This is a genomic window from Streptomyces sp. NPDC048603 (assembly GCF_043199475.1).
Classification (GTDB): domain Bacteria; phylum Actinomycetota; class Actinomycetes; order Streptomycetales; family Streptomycetaceae; genus Streptomyces.
In genome coordinates, this window is the sequence record NZ_JBICVY010000009.1 from 268,857 (window position 1) to 294,770 (window position 25,914).

Below are 25,914 nucleotides of genomic sequence, written 5' to 3' on the forward strand. Positions count from 1 at the left end.
CGAACATCAGCCCGCGCTGACCGTCATGCGGGCAGCTATTGCGGGCGTCATCGGCTGCCGAAACCCAGTCAAGTGCCGTCAACAGCCCTTTAATCGAGGAGTCCGCGGTGAGCGAGACGACAGAAGCCGTCCAAGGCGGGCAGCCGGGCGTCCGGGGCTCACGGGCCGGCTACTGGGGCTTCGGCCTTGCCGCTGGATACGCCGTATTCGTGCGCTTCTATCAGGGAGCCGGCGGCACGATCGGAGTGCCGGGGACCTCCACGCCAGAGAGCCTGCCCTCCTGGTACATGGCCAACTACGTGGCCGGGCTGATCATCCTGCTTGGCGGGGTGGCCTGCCTCTTCCTCACCCAACCGCGCGTGCGGACGATTCCGCACCAGTCACCGGTCCTCCCCGGGAAACAGATACCCAAGCCCCTCATGCTGGCCGCATGTCTGAGCCCGGTACTGCTGGGCGGAGTCTTCAGCGTGACGCACGGCGTCGCTGGAGCCTTCACACATCTGCTCGAACTTTGCGGTGCCATCGAGATGGATTACCCGGACGACTGGGAAACCCTGAATGTGACCTCGATGAACCTGTGGAACATATTGTTCTATGAGCCCTGGTTCATCGCCATGGGCGTATGCCTGCTCTGTTCCGCGCTGCGGTACCTCAGGGACACCGGTTCGACAGAAGACGCCATTGGCAGGGTTCGCCGAGTGGCCGTCGCTCTCATCGGAGTCCTGGTGGTGGCATCCTCCCTCACCGTCATCATGGGATGGAATTTTGAAATCGGCTGAGTTTTAGCGAGGTCCTGGCACGCAGCGGTCTCAGCGACTGCCCGCCTCCCACCACTGGCGGCGCCATCGCTCCACCGACCGCTCGCTCACCCGCAACGCGGCCGAGGCCACAGGCCCGCCTCGGTCCATACCGTGAAGCGGCGATGCGCGGTGGCGGGCGACCTGCCGGACGTCGGCGGCAGATGCCGGCAGGCACAGCCGCTGGTCAGCGCGTACACGGTGCGGCCGACCTGGCGGCCTGCTCGATCCTCGCGCAGTGGGCTGCACGGGCTTCCTCGTCGATCTGCCGCTCGTGTTCGGCGCGCACCCCGGTCCGGCCGTCGAGGCCCTCGCGCAGGATGTCGGCGTGCCCGGCATGCCGGATGGACTCGCCGAGGACATGGACCATGACGGCGAACAGGTTCGTGTTGGGATGAGGCTCCGGCCACCACGGGACGTGGCCGGGGGCGTCGAGGGGAAGCTCGTTGATCGTCGCGTCCGAGTGCTCCCACGTGCGACGGTAAAACTCGATGATCTGATCGCGGGTCTCGTCCTCGGTTGCCCACAGATCGCTGCCGTCGGAGTCCTGCCAGCGGGGAAGAGGTACCGGGGAAGGGCGGTCGAAGACCTCGCCGAAGTACCTGGCCTCGACGGTGGCCACGTGTTTGACCAGGCCGAGGAGGTTGGTCCCGGTCGCGGTCAGAGGTCGGCGGGCGTCGTATTCGGACAAGCCGTCGAGTTTCCAGAGCAGCGCCTCGCGGTCCCGCCGCAGTCTCCCGTGCAGGTTGTCCTTCGCGAACTCATCGATCATGCGGCATGAGCCTGCCACGGGCTGCTCGTGGTCTCAAGATCGCCTACGTGGTCCGCAACGACCGGCAGAGCCGAGGCCTGGCCGGCACCTGTGCCCGTACCTCGAAGGACGTCACCCGAACATGACAGCAGGGTCAGTCACCTTCACGGCCGGCCCTGGAGGCGGGACGCGCGGTTGCGGAGGAGGGTGCGTTCCTGTTCGTTCCGGGTCAGGCCGGCCGCCCGTTCGAACTCCAGGCGCGCCTCCGCCGGGCGGCCGAGCCGCTCCAGCAGGTCGCCCCGGACGCTCGGCAGCAGGTGGTAGGAGCGCAGCGACGGTTCCTCCGTGAGGGCGTCGACCAGCGGCAGAGCCGCTTCCGGTCCCTCCGCCATCGAGACCGCCACGGCCCGGTTGAGCTCCACCACCGGGGACGGCACGAGCAGTACGAGGCGTCCGTACAGGGCGGCGATCGTGGCCCAGTCGGTGTCCTCGTAGCGGACGGCCGCCGCGTGGCAGGCGGCGATGGCGGCCTGGACGGAGTACGGGCCGGTGCCCGCGTGACGCAGGGCCTCGACGCCGCGGCGGATCAGCAGCCGGTTCCACCGGGTCCGGTTCTGGTCCGCGAGCAGGACCGGTTCCCCGTCGGGCCCGGTCCGGGCGGCCGTCCTGGAGGCCTGGAACTCCAGCAGCGCGGCGAGACCGTGCACCTCCCCTTCCGCGGGCATGAGCCCGGCCAGCACCCGGGCGAGCCGCAGCGCGTCCTCGCACAGGGCGGGGCGCAGCAGGTCCTCGCCCGAGGTGGCCGCGTAGCCCTCGTTGAAGATCAGGTAGATGACCTCGAGGACCGAGGCGAGGCGGGCCTCGCGGTCGGCGCCGTAGGGGACTTCGAAGGGTACGGCCGCGGCGGCCAGGGCCCGTTTCGCCCGGGTGATGCGCTGGGCCACGGTCGGCTCGGTGACGAGGAAGGCCCGGGCGATCTCCTGTGTCGTCAGGCCGCCCATCAGGCGCAGGGTGAGCGCCACCCGGGCCTCGGTGGACAGGACGGGATGGCAGGCGGTGAAGATCAGCCGCAGCAGGTCGTCGTCGATGTCCTGCGGGTCCGCCGGTTCGGCGGGGGGCGGAACGTCCTCCAGGGTCCGGCCGACCTCCGCCAGCTTGCGGGCGTACGTCTCCCGGCGGCGTACGAGGTCGATCGCGCGGTGCTTGGCCGTGGCCATGAGCCAGGCACCCGGGCGGTCGGGGATGCCGGACCCGGGCCATTGTTCGAGCGCGGCGACGAGGGCGTCCTGTGCGAGTTCCTCGGCGATGCCGACGTCCCGGACGATCCGGGTGACACCCGCGATGATGCGCGCCGACTCGATCCTGTACACCGCCTCGACCGTCTGGGCCGTGTGCGCTGTCTGCGCTGTCTGCGCTGTCTGGGCCGTTCCGGCCGGCCCGGCCGCGTTCCCTGCCGTCACGACGACCCATCAGAGCAGGCGTGACGGGGCAGGGCAAACGCGGCCCGGCCGGACGCGGCTACATCTCCTGGATCTCCCGCACCTCGGCGCTGACCTGCCACTCCGACGGGTGGATCTCGAGGAACCGGCGGGTCCACTCGATGGCTTCCGCCTTGTCCTTGCACTGGGTGAGGGAGTAGCCGCCGACGACCTCCTTGGTTTCCGTGAAGGGGCCGTCGGTGTAGCTGATCTTGCCGCCGGACCAGGTGAGTCGGGTCCCCTCGGCAGTGGGGAGCAGCCCGGCGGTGTCGAGCATGACCCCGGCCTTGGTGATCTCCTCGAACAGGGCGCCCATGCGCTGCTCGAACTCCGGCGGGAACGCCTCGGGAGGCAGGTTCTGCTCGTTGATGCGGATCATCGTCAGGAAGCGCGGCATGGTGACTCCTCGGTCGGGAGGGCGGGGGCTTTCCCTGCCTCTCACCCCTGCGTCGAACGGGAGACGCCCGGATCGACAGTTCCGGTCAAGATTCTTCGGAGAATTTTCCGGAGGGGTGGGACGACACGTCGCTACTGACGAGTAAGGGCGACCAGGCCGCGGCGAACGGCCTCCGCGGTGGCGTCGAGCTGTGTGCGCTCGTGCACCCGCTGGTCCGTGTGGATGCGGAAGGGGTCTCCCTTGAAGCGCGGGATGACGTGGAGGTGGAAGTGGAAGACCTCCTGGAAGGCCGCCTCGCCGTCCGCCAGGAACAGGTTGACCCCTTCGCAGCGGAGACCGGTCAGCCGCAGTGCGCGCCCGAGGCGGTGCGCGGCGGTCCACACCTGCCGGCCGAGGTCGTCCGGGAGGTCCTCCAGGCCGACGGCGTGCTTTTTCGGGATCACCAGCAGGTGGCCCGGGGTGACCGGTCGGAGGTCCATGAACGCGATGACGTGGTCGTCCTCGAAGACGACGCTCGCCTCGGCTTCCCCGCGGGCGATCCTGCAGAAAATGCACTCGTTGTTCTGCACGGCGCCATGATGCACGGGCCGCTGCTCCGGGGGCAGGTCCGCGGCCGAAAACGTCCGGTTCCAGGCGGTGTTGGGGCGGGCGGGGTGAGTACGCGTACTCATGTGGCGGCGCGGCGTCCGGGACAGGCTCGACCCATGCATCAGTACGAATGGAAGCCGGCCGACCACCGTCGCGGCGTGGAGCGGGCCGGCATCGTGATCCTGGGGGTCGCCGCGGCGCTCTTCGCCGCGGTGGCCATAGCCGTTGTCTCCGTGGTCCTGGCCGCCGCCATCACCTGACCCGGCCGGCACGTGGAAGGACGAGCCGGAGATCGTTTCACGGAACCGGTCCAGGCCCCGGTGCGCCCTGCCGTCAGCAGATCTTGCCTGGGGCAGCCGCAACAGCCCTCAGCAGGTCTCGCACCAGATCGAAATCGACGTCCCCCGGCTTGCGGAACCGCAGACAGCCTTTGCCCATGTCCCGCCCGCTCAACCGTTCCTCGAACGCCTCCCGGACATCGCTCCGCATGAGGTAGAAGGAGATGTACTGCTTCTGGCTCGCGAAGGCGATCTCGGCGGCGCCCTGCCGCGCGTAGACGGGCATGCCGTACGCCATGACCTCGTCGAACCCCTTGAGCTCGGCCCGGCACAACTGCCGCAGCCTGGTCAGGGCATCCCTGCGCTCCGCCGGAGCCTCGGCCAGATACCCGTCGACGTCTTCCGCACTGCTCTGCACCATGCGGTGAGCCTATTCCGGCCCGGCGATGCCGATCTCTTCGAACACGGCTTGGCCGGGCCCGGCCGAGGCCCAGGTGAGGGCGAGGAGGCTGACGGCGAAGGCCGCGGTGCCCAGGCCGGGGAGCCGGCTGCGGTGGATGCGTTCGGCGAGCACTGGAGCAGGCCCACGGCCACGGGCGGCACGGGCGGCACGGGCGGCACGGGCGGGTCAGGGGCCGCCGGCCCCCGGCCGCAGCGCGGCGGCGACGAGGCCTTCCAGGGACTCCCGGGGGACGGGGGTGCCCGCGAGGAGGTGGTTGAGGACCAGGCCGTCCACGCAGGCCAGGAGGGTGTCCGTGCGCCCGTCCGGGTCGGGGGCGCCGTGGGCCGTCAGGAAGGCCCTCACTCCTTGCCGCCCCGCGTTCTCGTGGGGGGCCAGGATCTCGCGCAGCTCCGGGTCCCGGACGCTCTCCAGCGCGCAGGCGTAGCGGGCCAGCGAACGCAGCCGGCCCTCGCCGGAAAGGCGGGCCCGCGCCAGCTCGGCGAAGCAGTCGGTGAGTTCCGCCGCCGTACGCGGCAGCGGGAGTCGTTCGCCCGCCGCCTGGAGCTCGGCCTGGTCCCGCGCGACGAGCCGGCGCACCAGGGCGGTCAGCAACGCGGCGCGGGTCCGGAAGTAGGCCGAGGTGGTGCCCGGCGGCAGTCCGGCCGTACGGTCCACGGCCCGGTGGGTCAGCCCGCGCATGCCGAGCTCGGCCAGGGTCCGGATGGCGGCGTCGGCCAGGGCGGTGCGTCGTTCCTCACTCACCCCCCTTTTCTACACCTGTAGAAGATCCGGCTAGGCTGCACCCCACGGTTTCTACAGATGTAGAAAGAAGGCGGGGGTGGCCATGAACGGCAAGGGCAGGGGTACGGCGCTGGTGATCGGCGGGGGCATAGGCGGTCTGGCGGCCGCGATCGGCCTGCACCGCACGGGCTGGGAGGTGACCGTCCTCGAACGCTCCGATGCCCTCCACGACGCGGGCGCCGGCATCTCGCTCGCCGCCAACGGCATCCGCGCCCTCGACGTCCTCGGCGTCGGCGGAGCCGTACGCGCCGCAGCCCGCCGCCAGTACACCGGCGGCACCCGCACCCCCGGCGGACGGTGGCTGTCCCGGATGGACGGCATCGCCCTGGAGCGCGCCCTGGGCATCCCCATGACCGGCATCCCGCGCGCCGAACTCCACCGCCTGCTGCGGGCGGCCCTGCCGCCGGCCGCCCTGCGCACGGGCGTGACCGGATCGCTGGACACGGCCCTCGCCGCGGCCGACGTGGTGGTCGCCGCGGACGGCATCCGCAGCACCGTGCGCACGCGACTCTTTCCCGGTCACCCCGGGCCGGTGTACAGCGGCTCCACGGTCCTGCGCGCCATCACCGCCGGACCGCTGCCCCTGGACACCGACTTCGAGCTGACCTGGGGGCCGGGCGCCGAGTTCGGCCACATCGCCTTCACCGACGGCCGCGCGGAGTGGCACGCCGTCCTGGCGGCCCCCGCCGGCATACGCCACCCGGACCCGCTGGCCGCGCTGAGCCGCCGCTTCGGGGGCTGGCACGAGCGTGTCGGGCGGCTGCTGGCGGCGACCCGCCCCGAGGACGTCCTGCACCACGACGTCCACGAACTGGCCACCCCGCTGCCGTCCTTCGCCGCCGGGAGGGTGGCCCTCCTCGGGGACGCCGCGCACGCGATGACCCCGAACCTCGGCCAGGGCGCCTGTCAGGCCCTGGAGGACGCGGTCACGCTGGCCGCGGAACTGGCCGCCGGCCCGGACGTGGAGACGTCCCTGGCCCGCTACGACGCCGTACGCCGGCCCCGCGCGCAGAGCGTGGCCCGTGCCGCCCGCCAGGCCGGCCGGCTGGGCCACGGGCTGAGCCACCCGGCCGCGGTGTACCTGCGCAACCTGGCCCTGCGCACGGCCCCGTCCGCGGCCACGATCCGGGCCATCCTGCGCCACGCGGACTGGACACCGCCCGCCCTGCCCGCCCGGGCGGTGTGACGGCGGGCGGACAGGGCGGGCGGTGTGGCGGACGGTGTGCCGGGCGGTGTGGAGGGTGGTGTGGCGGGCGGTGTCGGTCCGTCGGGCGTTCCCCGCGCGGTCACCTCGGGTCGCGGTCGAACACCGCCTTCGACCAGAGGTAGCCGAGGACCGTGAGGGCCAGGCACCAGGCGACCGCGAGCCAGCCGTTGTGGCCGGTCTCGGTGCCGAGGAGCAGTCCGCGCAGGGTCTCGATGGCGGGGGTGAAGGGCTGGTACTCGGCGATGGGCTGGAACCAGCCCGGCATCGCGTCGATGGGGACGAAGGCGCTGGAGATGAGCGGCAGGAAGATCAGCGGCAGTGCGTTGTTGCTGGCCGCTTCGGCGTTGGGGCTGATCAGGCCCATTCCGACGGCGATCCAGGTGAGCGCGGTGGCGAAGAGCACGAGCAGTCCGAAGGCCGCGAGCCATTCCAGGGCCGTGGCGTCGGTGGAGCGGAAGCCGATGGCGAGGGCGACGGCGCCGACGAGGACGACGCTCATGACGGCTTGGAGGACGCTGCCGATGACGTGTCCGGTGATCACTGAGCCGCGGTGGATGGGCATGGTGCGGAAGCGGGCGATGATGCCTTCGGTCATGTCGTTGGAGACGGAGACGGCGGTGCCGACGGTGGTGCCGCCGATGGTCATGAGCAGGATGCCCGGTACGAGGTAGGCGATGTAGTCGGCGCGGTCGGCTCCGCTGCCTGCGATGCCGGCGCTCATCACGTCACCGAAGACGTAGACGAAGAGCAGCAGGAGGACGACGGGGGTGAGGAGCAGGTTGAGGGTGAGGGAGGGGTAGCGCCGGGCGTGCAGGAGGTTGCGGCGCAGCATGGTGGAGGAGTTGCGGACGGCGAGGGGGAGGGTGCTCATCGGAGGGCCTCCTGGGTGCTGTTCGGCTGCTTGGGGATGCCAGTGCCGGTGAGGGCGAAGAAGACATCGTCGAGGTCGGGGGTGTGGACGGTGAGTTCGTCGGCTTCGATGCCGGCGGAGTCGAGGTGGTCGAGGATGGTGCGGAGTTCGCGCTGGGTGCCGTCGCTGGGGATCCGGAGGGTGAGAGCGTCGTCGTCCCGTGCGGTTTCGGGCAGGGCGGAGGCGGCACTCCGGTAGGCGGTGGGGTCGGTGAAGCGGAGGCGGACGTGGCCGCCGGGGACGAGTTGTTTGAGTTCGCGGGGGGTGCCTTCGGCGGCGATCCGGCCGTTGTTGAGGACGGCGATGCGGTCGGCGAGTTCGTCGGCCTCTTCGAGGTACTGGGTGGTGAGGAAGACGGTGACGCCGCCGGTGACGAGTTCGCGGATGATCTGCCACATGGTGTGGCGGGAGCGGGGGTCGAGTCCGGTGGTGGGTTCGTCGAGGAAGATGATGCGGGGGTTGCCGACGAGGGTCATGGCGATGTCGAGGCGTCGCTTCATGCCGCCGGAGTAGGTGGAGGCGGGTTTCCCGGCTGCTTCGGTGAGGTCGAAGCGGTGGAGGAGTTCGGTGGCGATGCGCCGGCCTTCGCGCTTGGGGAGGCAGTGGAGGTCGGCCATGAGGAGCATGTTCTCCTCGCCGGTGATCAGGCCGTCGACGGCGGAGAACTGGCCGGTGACGCCGATCGCGGCGCGGATGGCCCGGGGGTCGGTGGCGAGGTCGTGGCCCGCTACCTGAGCCTGTCCGCCGTCGGCGGTGATGAGGGTGGAGAGGATCTTGACGGCGGTGGTCTTGCCGGCACCGTTCGGGCCGAGCAGGGCGAACACGGACCCGGCCGGGATCTGCAGGTCGATCCCGTCGAGGACGGTCTTGTCGCCGTAGGACTTGCGCAGGCCGATGGCGGAAACGGCGGCCGGAGCAGGGCGGTGACCGTCCCCCGATCCTGATGTGGGCATGACAGAAATTGGCATGGGGTCCTCCGTTCGAAGGCTGAAGTGACTGGGGGAGAAGGTGGGTTGAAGCCGGTTCTTCCGCAGGTCAGGCCTTGGCGCGGAGGATGTCGATGTTGCCGTGCCGGGTGCGGGCGTGGATCTTGACGGTGTCTTCGGTCTTCTCCGGAGCCTCGGAGGCGGCGAGCATGTTGCGCACCTGGCCGGAGCCGGAGCTGACGTCGAGCCAGGCGGCCGTGCCCTGGCGGATGCCCACCTCGATGGATCCGTAGGAGGTCTCCAGCCGGACGCTGCCGCGGGCCGCCTCGCCCACGCGCAGGGTGCCGTGGGCGGTGGTGGCGATGACGGAGCCCTCGGCGCGCCGGATCTCGATGTCCCCGTTGGCGCCGCTCACCCGCAGGTCGCCGGTCGCGGCGCCGACGGTCGTGGTGCCGTGCGAGTTCTTCAGGACGGCCGGGCCGTCCACCTGGCCCACGCGCATGCTGCCGGAGCTGGTGGTGATCTCGGCCGCGCCTTCGACCCGGTCCACGGTGATCGACCCGTGTGACGCCGTCAGCCGCAGCGGCCCGGTCGCGTCGAGGCGGACGTCGCCGGCGGAGGTCTTCACGCGGACCTCGCCGAGCCGGCCCTCACCGAGCACCTGGGTCCAGGAACCGGTCGTGTCGATGTCCGAGCCCGTGGGCAGCTCGACGGTGACGTCGACCGTGCCCGGGCGGCGGAGCGAGTTGCGCTGCTTGGGAGTCTTGACGGTCAGTACGCCGCTCGCGTACGTGACCTCGGCACGGTCGGCCGCGCGCACGTCCTGGTCCTTCTCCGGGTCGCGGGGCCGAACCTCGACGACGGTGTCGAGGCGGTCGCTCGCGATGAACCGGATGGAACCGGCTTCCACGTGCGCCACGGCCGAGATGGCTTCCGGAGTGTCGAAAGAAGGCATGGCTGTCCCGTCCTCTTGGATCTTCAGGTCGTCCCGGCTGATGGGACGTGGTGTGGGTGAAGTGGTGTGGTTGCGGCTGGCTCTGCGGGGGCTCGGCTAGCGTGCCCAGCCGGTGGTGCTCGGTCCGATGGTTCTGATCCTGTCCGTCGCGTGCGGCGGGGAGCCGCTGTCGACCGCGGCCGACGCGGCCCGGACCAGCCAGGCGTTGACCGACAGGCCGTCGCGGCTCGCGGCCTCCTCGGCACGGGCCTTGAGGTGGGCCGGCAGGCGCAGGTTGACGCGGACGGTGCCGCCCTCTTCGCCGTCGGCCGGTGCCGGACTCGTGAACGGTTCGACGGGCGCGGCCGGCTCCGCGGGGGTGCCGGTGGAGGCGGGCGGCAGCGCCACCACGAACTCCGGGTCCAGGCCGCGCAGTCGCACGTCGATCGAACCGGGGGCGAGTTCCCTGGTGATCTCGTCCATCGCGGCCGAGAGCGCGCTGAGCATGGTCAGCCGGGTCGCCGACTCCAGGGGAGCGGTGAGCCGCTCGGCCAGCTCGCGAGCGTCGTCCCCACCGGCTTCGGCGGCCACCGCGAGTTCGCGGCGGAGGGTGTCGACGTACGGGGTGAGGTCCATGACGTCATGATGGCACCACTATGGCGCCAAGCGCAAGCCTGTGTGGCGCCTTGGGGGTGAAACTGACGCCGGGCCGGTCGTGACCTGCGTAAACGTGCGACCGATGGCCTGAGTCACCGCAGCGCCGGGCCTGCCCATCCGCTCCGGAGTGCATGGGTTGGCGTCACCTGACGCCGGGTGGCGCCAGCCAGCGCCACCCGGTGTCACGTGAGACGCCACGCGCATCGCCCGCACCCCCCGGTGGGTGAGTCGTTAGTAGACACTGTCTATGTGTTCTGGTAGACAGTGTCTATGGACAGTGAGGACGCACGTGAGGGTTCCCTGAGGGAGCGGCTGATCGACGTCGGAGTGGATCTCGTCCTGGCCGAGGGTTCCGCGTCGGTGGGGCTCCGCGAGATCGCCCGCAGGGCAGGGGTTTCGCACGGGGCGCCGCGCCGGTACTTCCCCACGCACCACGCCCTGTTGTCGGCCATCGCCCGGCGCGGCTTCGAGGACCTCGCGGCCCGGGTCGGGGCCGCCCTGGCCGGCGAGGCATCGCCGCGGGACCGGCTGCGGGCCATCGCGCGGGTCTACGTCGGGTACGCGCTGGAGCGCCGCGGCATGTTCGAGCTCATGTTCCGGCACGATCTGCTCGACAGCGACCGGCACGCGGGGGGCGAGCGACAGCTGCGGGCGTCGACGATCCCGCTGTTCGAGCGCATGGTCACGCTCGTCGCCGAGTGCAGGGCGGAACAGGACGCCGCCCAGCGGCCCGTCGGGCCGGACGCGCCCCCGCACCCGGCGGTGACGGCCGCGGCGCTGTGGGCGAACCTCCACGGCACCGCTCAGCTGTGGGCATGGGGCAGCCTGCAACTCGCCCTCGAAGCCTCGGAACCGGCCGGCGCGCCGCAGGGCGATCCGCTCGACCGGATCATCGCGGCGGCGCTGGACGCACACCTGGGCCCGGCAGCCACATGAACCCCGACCCCGACCCCGCCCCGGACGACCGCGACCACGCTGCCGCCCCGGACACCGACTACGACACCTCCGAGATGCTGCGCCAGGTGTTCCTGCGCACCCGCTCCATCCCGTACCCGGAAGCCCGGCACCGCCCGCCGCGTCCGGCCACCGACCCGAGGAGTTCGTGAGTTCGTGATGCAGTTACCCGCGCTCGGCACCCGCCGCCTGCTGGACCTCGACCGGCAGCACGTGTGGCACCCCTACAGCCCGATGCCGGGTCACGCCGATCCACTGGTCATCACCTCCGCCGCCGGAGTCCGCCTCCGGCTCGCCGAACCGATCGGCGAGGTCCACGAGCTGATCGACGGAATGTCCTCCTGGTGGTCGGCGATCCACGGATACAACCACCCGGTCCTCAACGCGGCTGCCCACGCCCAGCTGGAACGGATGAGTCACGTGATGTTCGGCGGGCTCACCCACGAGCCCGCGGTCCGACTGGCCACCCGGCTGGTGGAGATCACACCGCAGCCGCTCCGGCACGTCTTCTTCGCGGACTCCGGCTCGGTCGCGGTCGAGGTCGCGATCAAGATGTGCCTGCAGTACTGGCGCTCCGCCGGCCGGCCGGCCAAGCGGCGGCTGTTCACCTGGCGCGGCGGCTACCACGGAGACACCTGGCAGCCGATGTCGGTGTGCGACCCGGACGGCGGCATGCACGCCCTCTGGTCCGGCGCCCTGCCCCGGCAGGTCTTCGCCGAGGCACCGCCCGCCGGCTTCGACGCCGGACCGGACCCCGCGTACGCCGCCCACGTACGAGAACTGATCGCCCGGCACGCCCACGAGCTGGCCGCCGTGATCGTCGAGCCGGTGGTGCAGAACGCGGGCGGCATGCGCTTCCACTCCCCGGCCCACCTGACGATGCTGCGGGAGGCGTGCGACGAACACGGCGTCCTGCTCGTCTTCGACGAGATCGCCACGGGCTTCGGCCGGACCGGCGAGCTGTTCGCTGCGGAACACGCAGGTGTGGCGCCCGACATCATGTGCGTCGGCAAGGCCCTGACCGGCGGATACCTCACCATGGCGGCGACCCTGTGCACCTCGCGGATCGCCGAGGGGATCGCGCGCGGCGAGGTCCCCGTACTGGCCCACGGACCGACCTTCATGGCCAACCCCCTCGCCGCGGCGGTGGCGAACGCCTCCCTCGAACTGCTGCTCACACAGGACTGGCGGCACGAGGTCAAGCGCATCGAGACCGGGCTCCGCGACGGACTCGCCCCGGCGGCCGACCTGCCCGGCGTAAGGGACGTACGGGTCCTCGGTGCCATCGGAGTCGTCCAGCTGGACCACCGCCTCGACGCGGCCGCGATGACCGCCGCGACGCGGGCGGCCGTCCGCCATGGGGTGTGGCTGCGCCCGTTCGGCGACCTGCTGTACACGATGCCGCCCTACATCACCACGGACGCCGACATCGCCGGGATCTGCGCGGCCGTGTGCTCGGCCGCCACGGCGAGCTCATGAACGGACTCCACAGAATCGCGGGCGCGGCATGCACCGGTCTCTTCACGGGATGGTGGGCGACGGGCCTGTGGCAGTGGGCGGTGGAGTCGGACGAACGGGCCTGCCAGGACAGCACGTACCGGCCGACGCGCCCGAAGCCCCGGGGCGCCGGCACCGGCCGCCGCAGCAACCGGCGCCGCACCGGAACGCGTGACGCGGCCCGCCGGCCGGCAGCAAGCCGCCCCGGCGTGATCTGGCGGAATATCAGATTCATGGGCCAGCATGATCCGGCCGGCGCCGCGCCCCGGGTGGTGCGCCGGTGTTCCGGCATGCCGTGCCGGGGCCGCCCGGAGGCCGGGGGGGGGGGGGAGCACGTCACGTGAGCGGATCACCGTTGCTGCCCGACGACCCCGAACGGATCGGTGCGTACTGGCTGGCCGCGCGTCTCGGCGCCGGTGCCCAGGGAGTGGTGTACGAGGCGTACGACGCCCGGGGGACGCGCGTCGCGCTCAAGGCCCTCCACCGTGACGCGGATCCGGTCGTGCGCACCTGGTTCGCCAGGGAGGCGAGGGCAGCCCGGCGCGTGGCCGCCTTCTGCACGGCGCGCGTGCTCGACGCGGCCGTCGACGGGGACACGCCGTACCTGGTCAGCGAGTACGTACCCGGCCCCACCCTGGCAGCGGAGGTACGGGCGTCCGGGCCGCTGGCCCGGGACGCCGTGCTCCGCCTGGCCACGGGTGCGGCGACGGCCCTCGTCGCCATCCATGCCGCGGGAGTGGTCCACCGCGACCTGAAACCGGGCAACGTCCTGCTCGGCCCCGACGGCCCGCGCATCATCGACTTCGGCATCGCACGGGCCCCGGACATGTCGGTGACCGTGGGCGGCGCGATCATGGGCACCTTCGGGTACATGGCCCCCGAGGTCCTCTCCGGCCGCGGGGCCTCTGCCGCTTCGGACGTCTTCGCCTGGGGCGCGGTGGTGCTGTACGCCGCCACCGGGACCGAACCGTTCCGCGGGGAGACCGTGCCGGAGGTCGTCTACCGCACCACGTCGGTCGATCCGGACCTCTCCCCGCTCCCGCCCCGCCTGCGTCCTCTCATAGCTGCCGCACTCGCCAAGGAACCGGAGCTGCGGCCCGGTGCCCACGACCTCCTGACGGGGCTCATAGCCGCCGCGACCCCCGCGCCCGCCCGTTCCGCACCTCCGGGGAACGCCACGGGGCCCGCGGACTCCGGTGGCCCCGGAGGCGCGCAAGGGACCCCCGACCGCCACAACGAGCCCGGGGACCCCGCCAATCCCGCCAATCCCGACAACCTCGACAGCGAGGCCGGCCTGGACCTCCTCCGGGCCGGTGTCCTCCAGGCCGACGAAGCTCCCCTCGTGCCCGCGTCCGAGGCGGTGCCGCCGCTGGGCGACCGGGCCGAGGCCGCCTACGCCGCCCTCGCGCCCGACGCACAGCTCGCCGCCCGCGAGCTCCTGCTGCGCCTCACCGTGCCCGGCGGCGCGCTCGACGGCTCACAGGACACCGTCCGTACCGCCACGCGGACGGAACTCCTCGCCGGCCGGACGGAAGCGGAGCAGCACGCGGTGACCCGCGCCGCCCACGCCCTCGCCGAGGCCGGGGTCCTCCTCGTCGAACCCGACGGCGCGCTGCGCCCGGTGAGTACGGCCCTCCTGCCCGCCTGGCAGCGGCTCAGCGCCTGGACCGCCGCCGACCGCACCCTCATCACCCACCGGCAGCGCCTCACGGCCACGACCCACCGGTGGGCCGCCCACGGAAGGCGCCCCGAGGACCTGCTCACCGGATCCGAACTCCGCGTCCTGCTGGAGTCGTTCTCCACGGCGCCGGCGTACCTCCGCCCCAGCCCCGCCGAGCTCGAGTTCCTGTCGGCCGCCCGGGCCGAGGCCGCGCGCGGCGTCCGCCGCCGCCGCCGGCTGCGGGCCGGCCTGGCCGCCGCCACCGTGCTCGCCCTCCTCGCGGGCGCGGTCGCGTACCTGCAGAACCGCGAAGCCGGCCTCCGTGCCGCCGAGGCGGAGCGCCGCCAGGCGGAGGCCAAGGCCCGTACGGTGGCCCAGACGGCGGACAGCCTGCGCGGCCAGGAGCCCGACACGGCCAGGCTGCTGGGCCTCGCCGCCTATCGCATCGCCCCCGTTCCCGAATCCCGGGGTGCGCTGTACGCGTCGCTGACCCAGCTGGAGTCCGAGACGTTGGCCCTGCCGCGGCTGGACTCCGGGCAGCAATCGGGGACGGCACTGACCGAGACGGGCAGCGGCGTGGTCGTCTACACGCCGGTCGCGGTCACCTTCACGGACCTCGCCTCCCCGGCGGGCCCCGGACGGACCGCCCGGCCCCTTTCCGGCGACCTCCTGTGGGGAGAAGCCGGAGGGCCCGTGATCAGCCCTGACGGCCGCCTCGTCCTCCGCAAGGCGGCCGGCGGCCGCGCGGAGGTCGTCGAGATCGCGACCGGAAAGGCGCTGGCGGCGTCCTTCCCGATCGACCAGGTCAGCTCGTACTCCGTCCGCCTCACCAACCGGGGCCATGTCGTGGACAGTGGCTCCGACACCGGCCGCGGGCGGGTCCTGGACCCGTCCGGGAAGCCGGTCACCACTGCTCGGGGGGCCGTGTCCCCCGACGGGGTCCACCAGGTGACGTGCGATTCCGCGGGCTTGGGACTGTCGCGGCTCGACGGGTCCGGTGCCATCGGTCTCGCAACGGCAGCCAACGGCGCGTGCGACCGCGAGACGGTCTTCAGCCCCGACGGAAGCAGGATCGCCCGCCTGGCGAACGGGACCCCCAAGGGGACCAACACCCTGGGCGTCCCCTGGCCGGACCGCTACACGTACGCGGACGTCTGGGACACGAAGGGCAACCGGACCGGAAGCATGTACCTGGACCTCACGGACGTCCACCTGAGCTCGAAGGGGAACTACCTGTTCGGCTACTCCCCGAGGGGCGACCTGGAGATATGGCGCACCGACGGCAACCGCCTCCTGGCGTCCCTGCCGCCGTTCTCCCAGCGGCAGAAGCGCGACGGGTGGGACCGCGCCGCCCTGGACGAGACCACCAAGAGCCTGGTCCTCCTCTCCTCTTCCGACAGCCTCGTCCGGCGGGTGGACCTCTCGGCCGTGCTGGACCTGCCGGCACCCGCCCGCGAGACCGTGACGGCCGCCGCGTCCGGCGACGGGACGAAGGCGGTCGTCCGCGAAGGCTTCACGGACATGCAGCAGCGCCTCGTCGACCTGCGGACGGGCAAGACCCTGCTGACCGTCCCCCAGCGGTGGCGCGAGCTGCCGACCCGGCACGTCTACAACGCCCTCAGCCACGACGGCACGGTGCTCGCCTTCACCGACTACACCCCGGACGGAGCGCAGCACATCGTCCTGTGGGACACCGTGAAGAACCGGGAAGTCCACCGCTTCACACCCGCTGACGACACCGTCCGCCGCCTCACCCTCTCTCCCGACGGGCGGTACGTCTCCGCGTACGTCGTCCCCGGCGGCGTACGCGACGGCTCGGGCGGCACGATCCAGGTCTGGGACGTCCAGCAGCGCAAGGAGATCCGCCGTTTCCCGCACACCACCGGGTACGGGCGGTTCAGCCCGGACGGAGCACTGTTCGCCACGACGACGGGCCAGGTGCTCGACCTCGCCTCGGGCGCGGTCCGGGACGGGGCGTGGGGACCCGGCGCCGCCGTCGCCCTGGCCTTCTCCCCCGACGGCCGTCTGCTGGCCCTGGTCCGGGACACCGGATCCGTCGAGTTGTGGGACGGTGCCGGCCGGACCCGGATCGCGCACGTCCCCGGCAGCGCCCCGCGCCCCGAGAGCCAGATCGTCGACGACGCGGACGAGCCGGTGTTCTCCCAGGACGGGACCCTGCTGGCCGCCGTCGCGAGCGGGGACCGGCTGCAGATGTGGGACACCGGCGCACGGCTGGCCCTGGGCAGTCCGCTGCCGACCGGCGGCCGCCGCCTGGACGTGCTGGCGTTCGGCCCGGACGGGGTCCTGCGCGCGCTGGGCGGCAGCCACACGGCGGCCTTCGACCTGGTGCCCGAACACGCGGCCGCCGCCGTCTGCAAGCGGGTGGGCCGCGACATCACCCCCGAGGAATGGCGCACGTACATCCCCGGCACGCCCTATCGGAAGGTGTGCTGACGGGCCGTCCGTTCAGCACGCACCCCTCGCGCGGCGGTTCCCCGCGGATGCACTCTGTCTGCATGGTGCTCGTGACGGAGAAGTCCGCGGACGTCGTGGTCGTCGGAGCCGGGGTCGCGGGCCTGGTGGCCGCCCGCGACCTGGTGCGGAGCGGGGCGGACGTGCTGGTGCTGGAGGCACGCGACCGGGTCGGTGGCCGGCTCCTCAACGGTGAGCTGCCCGGCGGCGCCACCGTCGAGCTGGGCGGACAGTGGGTGGGCCCGGGTCAGGACCACGTGCTGCGGCTGATCGGGGAACTGGGCCTGCGTACGTATCCCACCCACGCCGAGGGTGAGCACATCGCCGAGGTCGGGCCGTCCCGGTCGCGGTACACCGGCCGGATCCCCAGGCTGAACCCGCTGGTGCTGGCCGACATCGGGCAGGCCCAGTACCGCCTGGACCGCCTCGCCCGCCGGGTCGCCGCGACCGATCCGTGGCGGGCGCCCGGCTCCGGGGAACTGGACGCCCAGACCTTCGACACCTGGCTGCGCCGGACCGCGCACACCGAGGGCGGCCGGGCCTTCTTCCGGCTGGTGACCGAGGCCGTGTTCTCCGCGGGGCCCGAGGACATGTCGGCGCTGTGGGCCGCCTTCTACGTCGGCGCGGCGGGCGGCATCGACCGGCTGATCAACGTCGTCGGCGGGGCACAGCAGGACCGCGTGGTCGGCGGGACGCAGGTCATCGCGCTGCGGCTGGCCGAAGAGCTCGGCGACCGGGTCGTCCTCGACGCGCCGGTCACCGGCATCGACTGGCGGACCCGGGGGGTCCAGGGCGCCCCGGGCGTCCGCGTCACCACGCGCGGCGGCCCGGAGGTGCGCGCCCGCAGGGCCGTGGTCGCGGTTCCGCCGCCGCTCGCCGCCCGGATCCGCTTCACTCCGGGACTTCCCGGCGACCGCGACCAGCTCGTCCAGCGGATGCCCATGGGCCGGGTCATCAAGGTCAACGTCGCCTACGAGGAGCCGTTCTGGCGTGACGCGGGCCTGAGCGGCCAGGCGAACAGCACCCACCGTGCCCTCGGCACCGTCCTCGACAACACACCCCACGGCGGCTCGCCTGGCTCGCTCGGCTCGTCCGGCCCGCCCGGCGTGCTGGTCGGCTTCCTCGAAGGCCGGCACGCCGACGCCGGCTCGCGCCTGGACGCCGCCGAACGCCGCGCCCGGGTGATCGACGACCTCGTCGGCTACTTCGGCCCCCGGGCCCGCCACCCCCTCGCCTACATCGAACGCGACTGGGCGGAAGAGGAGTACAGCCGCGGCTGCTACGGAGCGTTCGCCGTGCCCGGCGCCCTCACCCGGTTCGGTCCGGCCCTGCGCGGGCCGGTCGGCCCCCTGCACTGGGCGGGCACCGAAACCGCCACCAGGTGGGCGGGCTACATCGACGGCGCCGCCGAGTCCGGCCACCGCGTCGCGAAGGAGATCCTCGCGGCGCTCTCCTGATCCCCACTCACCCCCGCACGGTGTCCTGTTCCCCCCGGTCCGTTCCCCCCGGTCCGTTCCCCCGATCACGTGTCACGTGGATCCGGGACCGGGCATTGGTGACTTATCCGGACACCCCCACCGCTCCTAGCGTGATCGCACAGAGATCGGAAGTCGGAGCGGCACGCGTCAGGGATGGCATGGCCGCCGAGGGAGTTGTCTTGGCCAGTCACGACCATGCCGACGGGAACGCGTTCCCGGCATCGGCCGCACAGCGGCGCATGTACTTCCTCCAGGAGACGGAGGAGGGACGGCCGACCTACCACATGCCGGTGTTCCTCGCCTTCGGGGAACAGGTGGACGCCGCAGCGCTCCAAGACCGCGCCCAGGCGCTGCTGGACCGCCACGAGGCACTGCGGACCCGCTTCCGGCTGGAGGACGGCGAACTGCTCCAGGTCGTCGACGACCCGGCCCGCCTGGAGTGGACCGAGGACAAGGCCGACACCGCCGAGGAGATCGCGGCCTGGCAGGACGCCCAGTACCGGCGGCCCTTCGACCTGCACACCGGACCGCTGTTCCGCGCGGCCCTGCTGCACACCCCGGACGGTGCCCTCCTCGTCCTCGCCCTCCACCACATCGCCGGCGACGGCTGGTCCGTGCGCGTCCTGGTGCGCGAGCTCCTCGCGGACCCCGCCGACGGGCCCGCCGACGGGCCCGGCGCCCCCCTCCCCGAACCCGCCTTCCAGTACGGGGACTACTCCGCCTGGCAGGAGGAACTCCTCGCCGGCCCCGGCACCGCCGAGCGGCTCGCCCACTGGGCCGGGCACCTGGCGGGCGAGCTGCCCGACACCTGGCTGCCGTACGACCGCAGGCCCGCCACGGTGCCGGGCCCCGGCCACCGCGCCGCGGGACTGCACGAGTTCACCGTGCCCGAGGAGGTCGTACGGCGCGCCGGACGGCTCGGCCGGGACACGTCGAGCACCCTGTTCACCACCTGCCTCGCCGTCCTCCAGATCGCCCTGGCCCGCTACGCCGGTGCCGAGGACGTACTCGTCGGCACCGCCGTCGCGAACCGCGACCGCAAGGAGTTCGAGGACACCGTCGGCCTGTTCGTCAACACCGTCCCGGTGCGCGCCGACCTGAGCGGCGACCCCCTCTTCCGGGACCACCTGGCCCGGACCCGCGACACCCTCCTCGACGCCCAGGACCACCAGGACCTTCCCTTCGAGCGGATCGTGGAGCACATCGGGGCGGCCCGCTCCGACGAGGGCTCGCCCCTGTTCTCCGTCTTCGCGGGCTTCCACGACGAGGACGCGCTGACCGAGGGGCTGCCCGGCCCCCGCGTCCGCCTCGTCGAACCCCCGGCGGCCACCGCCAAGTTCGACCTCACCTTCGACGTGGTCCGTTCCGGCGGCGCCGTGCACTGCCGGCTGGAGTACCGCGCCGACCTGTACGACCGGGCCACGGTGGAACGGTTCGCCCGCCACTTCTCCGCCCTCCTCGACGCCGCCACCGCGCAGCCCGGCCGGCGCGTCGGCGACCTGCCGATGCTCACCCCCGCCGAGCAGCGGCCGCTCACCTCGCCGCCGCCCGCCGAGGTCCGCGCCACCGCCCCCGACCCGGACCGCTGCGCCCACGAGATCTTCGCCGAACACGCCCGGCGCACCCCCGACGCCGTGGCCGTCACGGACGGCGGCCGGCACGTCACCTACGCCGAACTCGACCGCACCGCCAACCGGATCGCCCACCGGCTGCGGGCCCTCGGGGCCGGCCCCGGCACCCTCGTCGGTCTCTGCGCACCCCGTTCCGCCGACCTCCCCGCCGCGCTCCTCGGCATCCTCAAGGCGGGTGCCGCCTACCTCCCGCTCGACCCCGGCAACCCCCCGGAGCGGATCCGCGGCATCATCGAGGACGCGGGCCTCGCCCACCTCGTCGGCACCGCCGGCACCCGCGCCCTGTGGGAGGACGCCGGACTCCGCACCGTGGACCTCGGCGCCGACGCCGCGCTCCTGGCCGGCCTGCCGCAGACGCCCCCCGACAGCGGGGTCACCCCGGGCGACCTCGCGTACACCATCTACACCTCGGGCTCCACCGGCCGGCCCAAGGGCACCCTCGTGCCCCACCGCAACATCACCCGGCTGTTCTCCGCCACCGACCACTGGTTCGGCTTCGGCGCGGACGATGTGTGGACCCTCTTCCACTCCATCGCCTTCGACTTCTCCGTCTGGGAACTGTGGGGCGCGCTGCTGTACGGCGGCCGGCTCGTCGTCGTGCCGTACGCCACCAGCCGCTCCCCGGAGGAGTTCCTCCGGCTGCTCCGCCGCGAACGGGTCACCGTCCTCAACCAGACCCCGTCCGCCTTCCTCCAGCTCGACCGGGCCGATGCCGATGCCGATGCCGACGCCTGCGCGGACCCGGGCGGTGAGGACGGGCTCGCCCTGCGGTACGTCGTCTTCGGCGGCGAGGCCCTGGACACCGGCTCGCTGCGCGGCTGGTTCGACCGCCACGGGGACACCGCGCCCCGGCTGGTCAACATGTACGGCATCACCGAGACCACCGTGCACGTCACCCACCGGCCGCTGACCGCCCGCGACGCCCGCGAGGACCGCGGCAGCGTCATCGGCCCGCCCATCCCCGACCTCGCCCTGCACCTCCTCGACCGGAACGGCCGCCCCGTCCCCCGCGGCGCCACCGGCGAACTCCACGTCAGCGGCGCCGGCCTGGCCCGCGGATACCTGCACCGGCCCGCCCTGACCGCCGAGCGCTTCCCCGCCGACGGCACTCCCGGCGCCGCCCCCGGCGCCCGCCTCTACCGCACCGGAGACCTCGCCCGGCTCCGCTCCGACGGCGAACTGGAGTACCTGGGCCGTGCCGACGACCAGATCAAGCTCCGGGGCTTCCGCATCGAACCCGGCGAGGTCGAGGCCGCGCTGACCGCCCACCCCCGGATCGGCGCCGCCCACGTACGGCTCGCCCCCGACGCCTCCGGCACCCCCGTGCTGACCGCCTGGATCGCCGTACCCGGACTCGACGCCGAGGCCGCCCCCGCCGTGGCCGAGCTGCGCGAGCACCTGGACCGGCTGGTTCCCCCGTACATGGTCCCCGGCGCCTTCGTGGCCCTGCCCGCCTTCCCGCTCACCGTCAACGGGAAGGTGGACCGGCGGGCCCTGCCCGCTCCGGCGGCGGCCGGCGCCGCCCTGCCCGCCGGGGCCGCGTACGAGCCGCCGAGCGGCCCGGTCGAGACCGCGCTCGCCGGGATCTGGCAGCAGGTCCTCGGGCACCCGCGGGTCGGCGCGCACGACAACTGGTTCGCCCTCGGCGGCGACTCCATCCGCTCGCTCCAGGTGCTCTCCCGGGCCCGCGACCGCGGGATCGGCCTGTCCCTCGCGGGTCTGACCCGCAGCCGCACCCTGCGGGAGCTCGCGGCCGGCGCCGACGCCGGCGCCGACGGCGGCGGCACCGACGCCGCGGCCGGCCGTACCGCACACGTGCCCGCGGCCGCGGCGGGGTCCGGCCCCGAGCCGTTCGCGCTGCTCGGCCCCCGGGACCGGGCGCTGCTCCCGCCCGGCCTGGACGACGCCTACCCGATGACCCGCCTGCAGGCCGGCATGCTGTTCCACAGCGACCTGCCCACCGCCGACGGAGGGCGGGTCTACCACAACGTCGCCTCCTACCTGGTCGAGGCGCCCTGGGACGAAGCCGCCTGGCACGCCACGGTCGACGGGCTCGCCGCCCGGCACGAGATGCTGCGGACCTCCTTCGACCCGCACCGCTACTCCGAACCCCTCCAGCTCGTCCACCGGGACGCCCGCCCCGAGATCACCTTCGAGGACCTGCGGACCCTCGGCGCGGACGAGCGGGAGGCCGCGGTCGCCGAGCGCCACCGGGCCGAACGCGCAAGGCCGTTCCGCTGGGACCGGGCCCCACTCCTCCGCCTGCACGTCCAGCGGCTCACCGAGGGCACCTTCCGGCTGTTCCTCGCCGAACACCACGCCACGATGGACGGCTGGAGCGAGCGCTCCCTCCTCACCGAACTGGCCCTCACCTACACCCGGCACGCCACGGCGGCCTCCACGGCGGCCTCCACGGCGGCCTCCACCGCGCCGGACACCGCCCGCGGCGGGCTCGCCGGGCCCGCCGTGCCCGCCGCGCCGCGCTCCCGTTACGCCGGCTACGTCGCCCTGGAGCAGGCCGCGCTCGCCGACCCCGGCACCCGCGCGTTCTGGGCCGCGCAGACCGACGGCGCCCCCGTCACCCGGCTGCCCCGCAGCGTGCCCGCGGGCGGGCCGCCCCGGCACGCCTGGTACCAGCGGCCGCTCCCCGCACCGCTGCACGAACGCCTCACCGCCGTCGCCGCGGACCTGCGGGTCCCCCTGCGGACCCTGCTGCTCGCCGCGCACCTCCGCGTGATGGCACTGCTGGGCGGCGCCGACGAGGTCACCACCGGCGTCGTCGTCGGCGGCCGCGCCGAGGAACCCGACGGCGACCTCGTCATCGGCCCCTTCCTGAACACCCTGCCGCTGCGCCTGGACGTCGGCCCGCAGACCTGGCGCGAGCTCGTCGAGCGGATCACCGACCTGGAGCTCCTCGCCCACGAGCACCGCCGCTTCCCCCTCGCGGAGATCCTCCGCGGCAACGGCGGCGCCCCCGTCTTCGAGACCTTCTTCAACTACACCCACTTCCACGTCGAGCAGGCCCTCGCCGACGCCGGCGCCTTCACCGTGCTGGAGGAGACGGGCGAGGCGGTGACCGACTTCCCGTTCGGCGCCGAGTTCTCCCGCACCCCCGACGGCCGCGGCCTGGAACTCGGCCTGCGCTACGACGCCGCACGCTTCACCGGAGAAGGCACGGCCGAGGCCCACCTCGCCTACGAGGCCGCGCTGACCGCGCTCGCCGCCGACCCCGCCCGCCCGGTCCACGAAGCCGGCCTGCTGTCCCCGGCCGAGCACCGGCACATCGAGCGGAGCAACGCCACCAGCCGCCGCTTCGACCGCCCGCACACCCTCACCGCCCTGTTCGCCGAACAGGTCCGCCGGACCCCCGTCGCCACGGCGGTCCGCCACGACGGCACCGGCATCGCGTACGCCGCACTCGACGCGGCCGCCGACCGGCTGGCCCGGCGGCTCCGCCGGCACGGAGCCGGCCCCGGCACCTTCGTCGCCCTGCTGATGGAACGTTCCGCCGACCTCCCGGCGGCCCTGCTCGCCGTCCTGCGCACCGGAGCCGCGTACGTCCCGCTCGACCCGGAACACCCCCGGGCCCGCACCGAGTCCCTGCTCGCCGAATGCGGGGCCCACCTGGTCATCGCCGACGCCCGGCACGCCGGACCGCTCCGCGACGCCGGCCGGACCGTGCTGGTCCCCGGAGAGGACACCGGGCCCGGGGAAGCGGCGCTCCCCGTCCCCGCGCCCCGCGCCGTCCGGCCCGAGGACCCCGCCTACCTGATCTTCACCTCGGGGTCCACCGGCCGCCCCAAGGGCGTCGTCGTCTCCCACCGGGCCATCGCCAACCGGCTGCTGTGGATGCAGGACGCCTACCGCCTCACCCCCGGGGAGCCGGTCCTGCACAAGACCCCGTACACCTTCGACGTCTCCGTGTGGGAGCTGTTCTGGCCGCTGATCACCGGCGCGACCCTGGTCGTCGCCCCGCCGGGCGCGCACCGCGACCCGCTCCGGCTCGGGGCGCTCCTCCGCTCCGAGGAGGTCACCACCGTCCACTTCGTGCCGTCGATGCTCGACGTGTTCCTCGACGACCCGCGGGCCGTCACCGACGCGCGCGGCCTCACCCGGGTCGTCTGCAGCGGCGAAGCCCTCCCCGCCGACCTCCGGGACACCTTCTTCGACCGCCTCCCCGGCGTCGAACTGCACAACCTGTACGGGCCGACCGAGGCGGCCGTGGACGTCACCCACTGGCAGTGCCGGCCCGGCGACGGCGACACCGTGCCCATCGGCCGGCCCATCGCCAACCTGCGCGTCCACGTGCTCGACGCCCGCCTCGCCGAGGTCCCCACGGGCGTCACCGGCGAGCTGTACCTGGAAGGCACCGGCCTCGCCGACGGCTACCACGGCCGCCCGGACCTGACCGCCGAACGGTTCCCCGTGACCACCGGCCCCGACGGCGCCCCCCGCCGCCTCTACCGGACCGGCGACCTGGCCCGGCGCCGCCCCGACGGGGCGCTCGAGTACGCCGGGCGCACCGACCACCAGATGAAGGTGCGCGGCTTCCGCGTCGAGCCCGGCGAGATCGAGGCCGTCCTCGCCGCGCACCCCGCGGTCCGGTCCTGCGCGGTCCTGCTGCGCGACGGCCGACTCACCGCGTACGTCACCCCGGCCGTGCTGCCGGTCGAGGTGCCCGGACTGGCCGCCCACGCCCGGGAACGGCTGCCCGAGCACATGGTCCCGGCGGCCTGGGTCACCCTCCCCGAACTGCCGCTGACCGTGAACGGCAAGCTCGACCGCGCGGCCCTGCCCGCGCCCCGGCCCGGCGGCACCGCCCGCTCCGGCCGCGGCGCCCCGGTCCCGCCCCGCGACGCCACCGAGACCCGGCTGGCCGGGATCTGGGCCGACCTCCTCGGGAGCGGCCCGGTCAGCGTCCACGAGGACTTCTTCGACCTCGGCGGCCACTCCATCGACGCCCTGCGGCTGACCGGACGCGTCAACGCGGCCTTCGGCGCCGGGCTCTCCGTCGGCACCCTGCTGGAACGGCCCACCGTGGCCCGACTGGCCGAGCTGCTGCGCGACGGCGCCCCCGCCGTTGTGCCGGGGAGCGCCCCGGCCGCCGTACGGATCCGCCGGGGCGGCGCGCTGCCCCCGCTGGTCCTCGTCCACCCGGTCGGCGGCCAGGTGCTCTGCTACCGGGAGCTGGCCGCCGCACTGGAACCGGGCCGTCCCGTCCTCGGCCTCACCGCCCCCGCACCCCGGGCGGACGGCCGCCCGCGCACGGTGGCCGAACTGGCCGCCGTCCACCTGGACACCCTGGACGCGCTGGGCGTCCTGGACACCCCCGTCACCCCGGAACGCGGCCACCCGGCCGGACCCGTCCACCTGGCAGGCTGGTCCTTCGGCGGCCTCGTCGCGCACCACATGGCGGCCGAACTCGCGGCCCGGGGCCGCCCCGCCGCCTCCCTCACCCTGCTCGACACCGCCCACCCCGAGCCGGACGCCGTCCCCGACGACGAGGCCGGCCTGCTGGAGTGGTTCCACCAGGACCTCGCCCGGACCGCCGGCATCGACCCCGGCGACGGCGAACGCGCCGAGCTGCGTGCCGCGCTGAGCAACGCGCCGGACCCCGCCGCCGGGCTGCGTGCCCTGGCGGAGCACACCGCCCGCCGCCACCCGGGGGCGCTGCCCGGAGCGGACGAACTCGCCCACCACTACGCCGTGTTCGCCGAGGCGGTCCGTGCCGCGGCCGGGCACCGGCCGACCCCGGTGCCCGGCCCCGTCCACTTCCACCAGAGCACCACCGGCGCCGGCTGCGACGCGGCCCGCCGCTGGGCGGCGTACGCCCCGGACGGCCTGGCCGTGCACGGACTGGCGGCGGACCACTACCAGCTGGTGCGGCCCCCGTACGTGACCACCGTCGCGGAACGCCTCGGCGCGGCCCTCGCCGCCGCCGACCCGGACCACCGGGCGACGCCCGGCGGATGAGGAACGGCCGGAGGCCGCCGGCCCGGTCCGACCCCCCTCGGACCGCGCCGGACCGGCCTCCGTGCCCCCGTCCCCCTCCGCAC

The 25,914-nt window shown here is 73.6% G+C and carries 20 protein-coding genes; 9 read left to right on the forward strand and 11 right to left on the reverse strand.

The annotated features are described in order from the left end of the window. Nucleotides 1–107 precede the first annotated feature (107 nt). On the forward strand, nt 108–779 hold the full coding sequence (locus ACGFQ9_RS23990) for a hypothetical protein (RefSeq protein WP_393576367.1): 672 nt from the start codon (nt 108–110) through the stop codon (nt 777–779). A gap of 205 nt (nt 780–984) precedes the next feature. On the opposite strand, the gene ACGFQ9_RS23995 is transcribed toward ACGFQ9_RS23990, so the two are convergent. The 4 genes from ACGFQ9_RS23995 to ACGFQ9_RS24010 form a co-directional block, all read right to left on the reverse strand. Next, complete coding sequence (locus tag ACGFQ9_RS23995; protein ID WP_393576368.1) at nt 985–1,569, reverse strand: DinB family protein; 585 nt, start codon at nt 1,567–1,569, stop codon at nt 985–987. Nucleotides 1,570–1,712: 143 nt separating this feature from the next. Further along, nucleotides 1,713–2,918, reverse strand: a complete 1,206-nt coding sequence (locus ACGFQ9_RS24000; protein WP_393576369.1) for an RNA polymerase sigma factor — start codon at nt 2,916–2,918, stop codon at nt 1,713–1,715. Between the two features lie 148 nt (nt 2,919–3,066). Next, a complete protein-coding gene (locus tag ACGFQ9_RS24005) occupies nt 3,067–3,423 on the reverse strand; it encodes a YciI family protein (RefSeq protein ID WP_393576370.1) in 357 nt (118 codons plus the stop codon). A gap of 131 nt (nt 3,424–3,554) precedes the next feature. Then, a complete protein-coding gene (locus tag ACGFQ9_RS24010) occupies nt 3,555–3,992 on the reverse strand; it encodes an HIT family protein (protein WP_393576371.1) in 438 nt (145 codons plus the stop codon). A 135-nt stretch (nt 3,993–4,127) separates the two neighbouring features. Here ACGFQ9_RS24010 and ACGFQ9_RS24015 point away from each other — a divergent pair, with 135 nt between their 5' ends. Continuing rightward, the gene (locus tag ACGFQ9_RS24015) at nt 4,128–4,271 is read left to right on the forward strand and encodes a hypothetical protein (RefSeq protein ID WP_393576372.1); all 144 of its coding nucleotides are present in this window, start codon (nt 4,128–4,130) and stop codon (nt 4,269–4,271) included. A 73-nt stretch (nt 4,272–4,344) separates the two neighbouring features. Here the strand turns inward: ACGFQ9_RS24015 and ACGFQ9_RS24020 are convergent, their stop codons facing one another. Genes ACGFQ9_RS24020 through ACGFQ9_RS24030 form a run of 3 tightly spaced genes read right to left on the reverse strand, consistent with a single transcriptional unit; the run spans nt 4,345 to nt 5,493 of the window. Beyond that, the gene (locus ACGFQ9_RS24020; RefSeq protein ID WP_393576374.1) at nt 4,345–4,710 is read right to left on the reverse strand and encodes an iron chaperone; all 366 of its coding nucleotides are present in this window, start codon (nt 4,708–4,710) and stop codon (nt 4,345–4,347) included. Between the two features lie 9 nt (nt 4,711–4,719). Beyond that, the gene (locus ACGFQ9_RS24025; protein ID WP_393576375.1) at nt 4,720–4,863 is read right to left on the reverse strand and encodes a hypothetical protein; all 144 of its coding nucleotides are present in this window, start codon (nt 4,861–4,863) and stop codon (nt 4,720–4,722) included. A 54-nt stretch (nt 4,864–4,917) separates the two neighbouring features. Further along, nucleotides 4,918–5,493, reverse strand: a complete 576-nt coding sequence (locus ACGFQ9_RS24030; RefSeq protein WP_393576377.1) for a TetR/AcrR family transcriptional regulator — start codon at nt 5,491–5,493, stop codon at nt 4,918–4,920. A gap of 82 nt (nt 5,494–5,575) precedes the next feature. Between ACGFQ9_RS24030 and ACGFQ9_RS24035 the strand changes: the two genes are divergently transcribed. Continuing rightward, nucleotides 5,576–6,718: an FAD-dependent monooxygenase gene (locus tag ACGFQ9_RS24035; RefSeq protein ID WP_393576541.1), complete on the forward strand. Its 1,143-nt coding sequence runs from the start codon at nt 5,576–5,578 to the stop codon at nt 6,716–6,718. A 100-nt stretch (nt 6,719–6,818) separates the two neighbouring features. On the opposite strand, the gene ACGFQ9_RS24040 is transcribed toward ACGFQ9_RS24035, so the two are convergent. From ACGFQ9_RS24040 to ACGFQ9_RS24055, 4 genes are all read right to left on the reverse strand, one after another. Then, entirely contained in the window at nt 6,819–7,610 is a 792-nt protein-coding gene (locus ACGFQ9_RS24040; RefSeq protein WP_393576379.1) for an ABC transporter permease, read from the reverse strand. After that, the gene (locus ACGFQ9_RS24045; protein ID WP_393576380.1) at nt 7,607–8,617 is read right to left on the reverse strand and encodes an ATP-binding cassette domain-containing protein; all 1,011 of its coding nucleotides are present in this window, start codon (nt 8,615–8,617) and stop codon (nt 7,607–7,609) included. The genes ACGFQ9_RS24040 and ACGFQ9_RS24045 overlap by 4 nt, the downstream gene beginning before the upstream one ends. 67 nt (nt 8,618–8,684) lie before the next feature. Then, on the reverse strand, nt 8,685–9,530 hold the full coding sequence (locus tag ACGFQ9_RS24050) for a DUF4097 domain-containing protein (protein WP_393576382.1): 846 nt from the start codon (nt 9,528–9,530) through the stop codon (nt 8,685–8,687). 96 nt (nt 9,531–9,626) lie between these two features. Further along, nucleotides 9,627–10,145, reverse strand: coding sequence for a hypothetical protein (locus ACGFQ9_RS24055; protein WP_393576383.1), 519 nt, complete (start codon nt 10,143–10,145; stop codon nt 9,627–9,629). Between the two features lie 291 nt (nt 10,146–10,436). Here ACGFQ9_RS24055 and ACGFQ9_RS24060 point away from each other — a divergent pair, with 291 nt between their 5' ends. The 6 genes from ACGFQ9_RS24060 to ACGFQ9_RS24085 all read left to right on the forward strand — a co-directional run bounded on the left by ACGFQ9_RS24060 (nt 10,437) and on the right by ACGFQ9_RS24085 (nt 25,831). After that, nucleotides 10,437–11,102: a TetR/AcrR family transcriptional regulator gene (locus ACGFQ9_RS24060; protein ID WP_393576385.1), complete on the forward strand. Its 666-nt coding sequence runs from the start codon at nt 10,437–10,439 to the stop codon at nt 11,100–11,102. Beyond that, nucleotides 11,099–11,272, forward strand: a complete 174-nt coding sequence (locus tag ACGFQ9_RS24065; protein WP_393576387.1) for a hypothetical protein — start codon at nt 11,099–11,101, stop codon at nt 11,270–11,272. The genes ACGFQ9_RS24060 and ACGFQ9_RS24065 overlap by 4 nt, the downstream gene beginning before the upstream one ends. Nucleotides 11,273–11,279: 7 nt before the next feature. After that, nucleotides 11,280–12,599, forward strand: coding sequence for an adenosylmethionine--8-amino-7-oxononanoate transaminase (locus ACGFQ9_RS24070; RefSeq protein WP_393576543.1), 1,320 nt, complete (start codon nt 11,280–11,282; stop codon nt 12,597–12,599). A gap of 358 nt (nt 12,600–12,957) precedes the next feature. Next, nucleotides 12,958–16,731 (forward strand): protein kinase, encoded by a 3,774-nt coding sequence (locus ACGFQ9_RS24075; RefSeq protein WP_393576388.1) that lies wholly within the window; start codon nt 12,958–12,960, stop codon nt 16,729–16,731. Between the two features lie 62 nt (nt 16,732–16,793). Next, nucleotides 16,794–18,206 carry a flavin monoamine oxidase family protein gene (locus tag ACGFQ9_RS24080; protein ID WP_393576390.1) on the forward strand — a complete coding sequence of 471 codons (1,413 nt, stop codon included), beginning with the start codon at nt 16,794–16,796 and terminating at the stop codon, nt 18,204–18,206. A gap of 200 nt (nt 18,207–18,406) precedes the next feature. Next, nucleotides 18,407–25,831 carry an amino acid adenylation domain-containing protein gene (locus tag ACGFQ9_RS24085; protein WP_393576392.1) on the forward strand — a complete coding sequence of 2,475 codons (7,425 nt, stop codon included), beginning with the start codon at nt 18,407–18,409 and terminating at the stop codon, nt 25,829–25,831. Nucleotides 25,832–25,914 lie beyond the last annotated feature (83 nt).